The organism is Nocardioides sp. CPCC 206348, assembly GCF_048654705.1.
Lineage (GTDB): Bacteria > Actinomycetota > Actinomycetes > Propionibacteriales > Nocardioidaceae > Nocardioides.
Map to the genome: position 1 here is coordinate 7,347 of NZ_JBMCZA010000148.1, position 812 is coordinate 8,158.

At 71.4% G+C, this 812-nt stretch carries 1 protein-coding gene and 1 pseudogene; both read left to right on the forward strand.

Features of this window, described 5'->3' with window-relative positions:
* A pseudogene (locus ACOADB_RS10205) lies at positions 1–346 on the forward strand (molybdopterin molybdenumtransferase MoeA); the annotation flags it as partial.
* Positions 336–812 (forward strand): cyclic pyranopterin monophosphate synthase MoaC (moaC, locus tag ACOADB_RS10210; protein WP_378597866.1); only part of this gene is annotated, 477 nt, incomplete at its 3' end. The pseudogene ACOADB_RS10205 and the gene moaC, both read left to right, overlap by 11 nt.

Sequence of the window (812 nt, forward strand, 5' to 3'; positions counted from 1 at the left end):
CCACGTCCCGGTGGTCACGCTTCCGGGCACGCCCGTGGCCGCCTACGCCTCCTTCCTGTTGTACGTCGTCCCGGCGCTCCACGTCCTCGCCGGAAGCGAGCCTGCGCGCCACACGGCCGCGCTCGCCGCGTCGGTCGAGGGTGCCGATCGCACGGTCCTGCTGCCCGGCCTGTTCGACCACGAGGGCCGGATCGCCCCGCTGCCCGGGCACGCCGGCCACTCGCAACGGTTGCTCGCCGTGGCCGATGCATTGCTCGTCGTACCGGCAACCGGGAAGGTGGTGCCCGAGGGCACGACCGTCGAGGTGCTGCCGCTCCATCCCGAGGAGGACCGAGATGGCCGATGACGCCACCCAGCCCCGGCTGACGCACGTGGACGCGACCGGCGCTGCGCGGATGGTCGACGTGTCCGCGAAGGACGTCACCCACCGGGTCGCGAGCGCGTCAGGACGCGTCCTGGTCTCGGCCGAGGTCATCGGGCTGCTGCGCAGTGAGGGCGTGCCGAAGGGTGATGCCCTGGCGGTCGCGCGGATCGCCGGCATCATGGGCGCGAAGCAGACGCCCACCCTGATCCCGCTCTGCCACCCGCTCGCCATCTCCGGCGTCACCGTCGAGCTGTCCATCGCCGACGACGCCGTGGAGATCCTCGCCACCGTGAAGACGACCGACCGGACGGGTGTGGAGATGGAGGCGCTCACCGCTGTCTCGGTCGCTGCGCTCACCGTCGTCGACATGGTCAAGGCCGTCGACAAGGCCGCGGTCATCACCGACATCCGGGTCGAGACCAAGTCGGGTGGCAAGTCCGGGGACTAC